At 70.2% G+C, this 5,976-nt stretch carries 5 protein-coding genes; 3 read left to right on the top strand and 2 right to left on the bottom strand.

What is annotated here, in order from left to right; all coding sequences use genetic code 11:
• On the bottom strand, nt 1-1,047 hold a 1,047-nt coding region (locus VF697_RS38010), incomplete at its 3' end, for an Eco57I restriction-modification methylase domain-containing protein (protein WP_331102873.1).
• A gap of 309 nt (nt 1,048-1,356) precedes the next feature.
• On the opposite strand from VF697_RS38010, the gene VF697_RS38005 reads away from it, so the two are divergent.
• Both VF697_RS38005 and VF697_RS43630 read left to right on the top strand, forming a co-directional pair.
• Nucleotides 1,357-1,689 carry a hypothetical protein gene (locus VF697_RS38005; RefSeq protein ID WP_331102872.1) on the top strand — a complete coding sequence of 111 codons (333 nt, stop codon included), beginning with the start codon at nt 1,357-1,359 and terminating at the stop codon, nt 1,687-1,689.
• A gap of 229 nt (nt 1,690-1,918) precedes the next feature.
• Nucleotides 1,919-3,652, top strand: coding sequence for a DEAD/DEAH box helicase (locus VF697_RS43630; RefSeq protein ID WP_414641421.1), 1,734 nt, complete (start codon nt 1,919-1,921; stop codon nt 3,650-3,652).
• Nucleotides 3,653-3,725: 73 nt separating this feature from the next.
• Here VF697_RS43630 and dbpA read toward each other — a convergent pair whose 3' ends face one another.
• Entirely contained in the window at nt 3,726-5,111 is a 1,386-nt protein-coding gene (gene dbpA, locus VF697_RS37995) for an ATP-dependent RNA helicase DbpA (RefSeq protein WP_331102871.1), read from the bottom strand.
• 238 nt (nt 5,112-5,349) lie between these two features.
• On the opposite strand from dbpA, the gene VF697_RS37990 reads away from it, so the two are divergent.
• Nucleotides 5,350-5,976: DUF2252 family protein (locus tag VF697_RS37990; RefSeq protein ID WP_331102870.1), on the top strand; the 627-nt coding region annotated here is incomplete at its 3' end.

The following is a 5,976-nucleotide window of genomic DNA, read 5'->3' as shown; positions in this document are numbered from 1 at the left end:
GTGCTCGCGTGCACGGAAGTCCACGACCCGGCCTGTCGAGACGGTCAGCCCAAGATCGGCAAGGCTGTGGGTCAGCTTGCTGAGGCGCTCCACCACACCGTCGTCGAGCCCGCTAGGGGAGACGTGGATGAACTGTTCCGGGTCATCCGGGCGCACCACCTGTGTAAACGGCACCCGACGGCCTGTGGCATCACCTTCTGCCGCACCGGAACTAGAGGAAATGGTCAGGTGCTGTCCCTGGCGCTCCTTCAAGGCATGCACGATGACATTCTCTTGGAGCACGTCGTCGGCGGCGAACGCGGCCTTCCGTGACTCGAAGACATGCAACTCCCGGAGTGCCATCTTCGAGAGGAAGTCCGCTCGGAAGGGCCTGAAGTACCGGCCATTGCAGAAGCTGCGTGGGGTGATGGCCACCAGCTCCCCTCCCGCGGCGAGCAGCCGGACGGCCAAGGAGAGGAAGGCGGTGTAGAGGTTCGTGCTGCCTGCCCCGATGGAGTCCAACAGCAGGCGCTCCTTCGAGCCGGTGTTGATCTTGCGGTAGGGCGGGTTGAGGATTGTGCAGTCGAACTCGGGATGGTCCGAAGCGAACAACCCCTCGTCCAGCAGCGAGACACCCGCGTGGATGAAGTTCGCGTGGTGCACCGTGCTCTCGAAGCGCACCCCGTATCGTGCGCACAGCTCCTCGCAGAGCTCCATCGTGCGCCGGAGCGACTTCACCAGGAGTCCATCCACCTCGTATGCCGTGACAGAGATGCTCTCGGGTCGCTGGGGGTGCGAGAGGATTTCAGCAACCCAGGCCGCGGTGAGCGAGCCGACGCCAGCACCCGCATCCAAGAGCCGGAGGTGGGGGCGGCGCACCTTGAAAAAAGAAGCCATCCGCCTCGCGACAGGGGCCGGCGTCATGAACTGGCCCAGCTCGGAGCGATGCTCCGGGTCCAGCTCGCGGTTGGCCGCGAGGCGTAGCTGCTCCACATGCTCCACGAGCTCGGCCGGAGTGACGGCGCTCTCGCAGGCGTCTGGCAGCTTGATGACGGGCTTGGTGCGCATAGGTGGCTCCCGCACAACGTGCGTGTGCGTACGCCTATGTTGCACTGTGTCCCACATGAATCCACATTTCGGCATGGGTAGTAGGGCGCTGCTCAATCTCCGGGTGCCCCAGGGGGAAAGCACCAGCATCGCCCTCAAGAAACACACCAGGAAATACAGGACTGTAGCAGCCTGGCCGCCCCATAGGGCAGCTCTATCCGGTACATTTGTTCAGGTACCAGCGCCAGCGCTCGTAGAGGTCCTCCGGACACGGGACCTCCAGCGCGTGAGGCACCCAGCAGCCACCCTTGTTTCTCCTATGCTCGCTCCATGAGCACCGCCCCGGTCATCTACGTGGACATCGACGACACGCTGGTGCGCAGCTTCGGCAGCAAGCGCATGCCGATGACCACCATGGTGGCCCTCGTGCGCGGCCTCAAGGAGCGCGGCGCGGCGCTCTACCGCTGGAGCAGCGGCGGGGCGGCCTATGCGCGTGCCGCCGCCGAGGAGGTGGGCCTGGGTGACTGCTTCGAGGCATTCCTGCCCAAGCCGCACCTGCTCCTCGACGACGTGAGCGTGGGCAACTGGAGGTTGGTCGAGCTCCATCCCGCGGAGTGCTCGTCGCTCACGGCGGATGAGGTGCTCGAGAGGCTGCGACGCTGAGGCGCGGTGCACGCGCATGTCATTCTGGAGACCTCCCGGAACGACTTCCTGACCCCCTTTCCCAGGGTGAGTTGAACCCGAAGGACGGAGGGTCAGGGGATTGGCCGGTCGCAGGCCCTCCTCTCCCCGCTGAGGACGTTGTCGGTCGCTCCGCGCGTCCGGGCGTGATAGCCCCTGACCTGTGAGCTCCTTCAAATCCCTTGGCCTCTCCGAAGAATCGCTTGGTGCGGTGCGGCGCGCCCGCTTCGCCTCGCCCACCCCGATCCAGGCCCAGGCCATCCCCCCGGCACTCGCCGGCCGGGACGTCATCGGTTGTGCCGCCACCGGCACCGGCAAGACCGCCGCCTACCTGCTGCCCCTCGTCGAGCGGCTGGCCGGTGAGCCCGGCCCGGTCGGCCTGGTGCTCGCCCCCACCCGCGAGCTGGTGCAGCAGATCGCCGAGGAGGCCACCTTCTTCGGCGAGCCCCGCGGCGTCACCCGGGCCGTGGTCATCGGCGGCGCCGACATGAGCGCCCAGGTGGAGGCGCTCAGCCAGCGTCCCTCCCTCCTGCTCGCCACCCCGGGCCGGCTGGTCGACCTGCTCAAGTCCAATGCGGTGGACCTCTCGAGGGTGCGCATGCTCGTGCTCGATGAGGCGGACCGCATGCTGGAGATGGGCTTCCAGCCCGAGCTGGTGCAGATCCTCGCCGCCCTGCCTCGCGAGCGGCAGACGCTCCTCTTCTCCGCCACCCTCGGCCACAACGTGACCCTCTTCTCCCAGGAGGTGCTGCGCCGGCCCGTCCGGGTCGAGGTCACCCCGAGCGGCACTCCCGCCGCGCGCGCCGTGCAGCGGGCGTACGAGGTCGAGGCCATGGAGAAGTACCCGCTGCTGCTCACCCTGCTCGCCAAGGACCAGCTCAGCGCCATCGTCTTCACCCGCACCCGCGAGCGTGCCGAGAAGGTGCAGGAGATCCTCAAGGGCGCGGGCCACAAGGCCGCCCTCATCCACTCCGACCGCACGCAGGGCCAGCGTCGCCAGGCGCTCGAGGGCTTCCGGCGTGGGCAGTACCGCTGCCTGGTGGCCACCGACATCGCCTCGCGCGGGCTGGACGTGGATGACATCGGCCACGTCATCAACTTCGACCTGCCCCACTCGCCGGAGGACTACGTGCACCGCATTGGCCGCACGGCGCGTGCCGGCGCGAGTGGGCGCGCCTCGACCTTCGTCACCGAGCGGGACGCGGAGAGCGTGGCCGCCATCGAGCGCATCATCCGCATGCCCCTGCCGCGCGCCGAGGTGCCGCGCGAGGACCCCGTCTTCCTCGAGGAGCTGGAGTCGTTCGAGGGCGGCCAGGAGGACGCGGACCTGGCGACTCCCCTGAGCGGAAAGGCCGCGGCTCGCAACGCGGCCCGGACGCGCGTGGCGGACAAGCGTCTCGAGGAGACGGCGCCCCGCCGCGAGGGACGCAAGGCGGAGCGCACCCCCTCCCGTGGCGCGGGCTCGAGACGCGAGGCCCCGGAGCGCCGGGGTGGGGAGGGCAGCCGCCGCGAGGCTCCGGCGGGTCGTGGCAGGGGTTCCGCCCGAGCGACGGAAGAGCGTGGTTCCGCCCGTGGTGCGGGCCCGAGACGCGAGGCCCCAGAGGGCCGGGGGAGGGACGGCAGCCGCCGGGAGGCCCCGGGTCGTGGCAGGGGTTCCGCCCGAGCGACGGAAGAGCGTGGCTCCGCCCGTGGTGCGGGCCCGAGACGCGGACGGGAAGAGGAAGGGGCTCGTCGGGGGCCGCCCGCTCGTCGCGGTGAAGGCGGGCGTGACCGGGACACCGCCCGTGGCGCGAAGGGCGCGGGTGGGAGGGGCACCGGCCCGGGCAGAGGTGGGCCCCGTGGCTCGGCGCGCCCGGGCGGCAAGGGGGCAGGGCGCGGTGGGAGTGCTCCACGCGGGGGCCCTTCCTCGCGTGGCCGTAGCGGCGGGGGACGGCGGAGCCGCTAGACCAGGGCCCTGACAGACACGTTTCACCCGAGGCCCGGCCTGGAGCGCATCCCAGGGCGGGCCTTCGTGCGCTCTACCGCACCCGTTCGATCCGCTGTTTGCGTCCCTTGATGCGGCCGTCGCGCAGTCGCTGGAGCGCCACATTCACGAGGCGCCGGGCCACGGCGACGTAGGCGAGATGGTCGTGGATTTCGATCTTCCCGACGTCGGAGGCACTCAGCCCGCCGGCCTCGCCCGTCAAGGCCCCGAGGATGTCACCCGGCCTCATCTTGTCCTTGCGTCCGGCGAAGATGAGGAGCGTCTCCCAGGCCGACTCCAGTGACGCCCCACGGGCCGAGCCCGCCGGGGGCAGCGTCTCCACGCTCGCGCGCTCCAGCTGCACCTTGGTGTCGTGCTCGATGGTCTCCACCTTGTGCTCGTCCGACGGAGTGGCGAGCGAGATGGCCAGGCCCCTTCTTCCCGCGCGCCCCGTGCGACCGATGCGGTGCACGTAGGGCTCGGACTGCGAGGGCAGATCGAAGTTGATGACGGCATCGAGGGCCTCGACGTCGATGCCGCGGCCCGCCACGTCCGTGGCGATGAGGACGCGGATGCTGTGATTGCGGAACTTCGCCATGACGCGGTCGCGGTCGATCTGCTCCAGGTCTCCCTGGAGACCGTCCGCGCTCACCCCGGCCTCGACCAGGGCCCGCGTCAGCTCGACCACCGTCGCCTTGAGGTTGCAGAACACGATGGCCGAGGTCGGCTGGTACTGCCGCAGGATGCGCAGCAGGACCGCCGTCTTCTCCTCGGGCGCGCAGGTGTAGCAGAGCTGCTGGATGTCGGGAGCCGCTTCTTCGTCCACGACCGTCACGCGCGTGGGCTGCTTCTGGAAGGCGCGGCTGAGCTTCTCGATGTCCGGAGGGAACGTCGCCGAGAAGAGCACCGTCTGGCGCGTCGGAGGGGTCGCGCCGAGGATGCGCTCCATGTCCTCGCGGAAGCCCATGTCGAGCATGCGATCGGCCTCATCGAGCACCACGGTGGCGAGCTGTCGCGTGTCGAGGGACTCGCGCTGGAGGAGGTCCAGGATGCGACCGGGCGTCCCGACGGCGACGTGGGCGCCTTTCTCGAGCGCGTTCACTTGGGGCCGGACCGGCTGGCCTCCCGCGAGCACGAGGACCTGGAGTCCCGGCAACCGCCGGCCCAGACGGCGGAGCTCCCCGGCCACCTGGGTACACAGCTCTCGCGTGGGACAGAGCACGAGCGCCTGAAGTCGCCGGTGCTGGAGCTGAATCCTCTGCAGGATGGGGAGCGAGAAGGCCGCGGTCTTTCCGCTTCCCGTCTTGGCCTGCCCGACGAGATCCTTGCCCTTCAACAGCACGGGAATGCTCTGGGCCTGGATGGGCGTGGCGGTCGGGAACTCCAGCTCCTGGAGAACCTGCAGCAGCGGCGGTGAAAGGGCGAGCGCGGAGAAATCCATCAGGGCCTCGATTGTGCGGAGGCGCGGGAGGTGCCTCGGTGTCTCTGCTGCCCCTTGTAACAGCCCCGGGGAGCGGGACAAGGCGGGTCCTTCCTCGGGGGCGGCAGGCGTTCGCCACCCTTCCCGACGCCCGCTCGTCACGGGAGCAGCCGGGTGAGCGGGCCGTGCAGCCTCGGGCAGGGTGCTTCCCGTCTCCCCGGGGGCGCCCCACCTTTGCTCGTCAGGGAGCGAGAGACCCATGGATCGGGAGGACACCGCGGAGCTGGAGGTCGAGAAGGTTCCCCTGGTGTCGGCCGAGCCCCAGCAGCGGGTGAATCGGACGCCGCGCACGCGGCCCCCCTCCCGGCTTCCCAAGGGAGACTTCCGGAGTGTCGACGAGCGCATGGCGTCCGGACGGGCGCTGCGCAAGCGGTGCCCCCGGAGCGCGCACGCGACGTGGCGGCCCTTTCGCGGACGCGAGCCCCTGGCGCAGCTCCGCGCCTCGGACACCACGCGGCTGCCCTGGTTGGTGCCCGTGCGCCATGAGCGGATGGCGGAGTCGAGCTTCGCCTTCCTGCGCGGCACGCCTTTCTTGATGGCGAGCGACCTGGCGCACACGCGGGCCAGTGGCCTGCGCAGCCAGCTCTGTGGAGATGCGCACCTGGGCAACTTCGGCCTGTTCGCGACGCCGGAGCGCCACCTCATCTTCGACCTCAACGACTTCGACGAGACGCTGCCCGGCCCTTTCGAGTGGGACGTGAAGCGGCTGGCGGCCAGCTGCGTGGTGGCGGCGCGGCGCAACGGGCTGGGCCGCGCCTGCGCGAGGAAGGCGGCGCGCCGGGCGGTGAGGGCCTACCGGCGCATGATGCGGCGGCTCGCCACGGCG

The sequence above is a fragment of the Archangium sp. genome, from assembly GCF_036388035.1.
Classification (GTDB): domain Bacteria; phylum Myxococcota; class Myxococcia; order Myxococcales; family Myxococcaceae; genus Archangium.
This window is presented reverse-complemented; position numbering and strand designations above follow the sequence as displayed.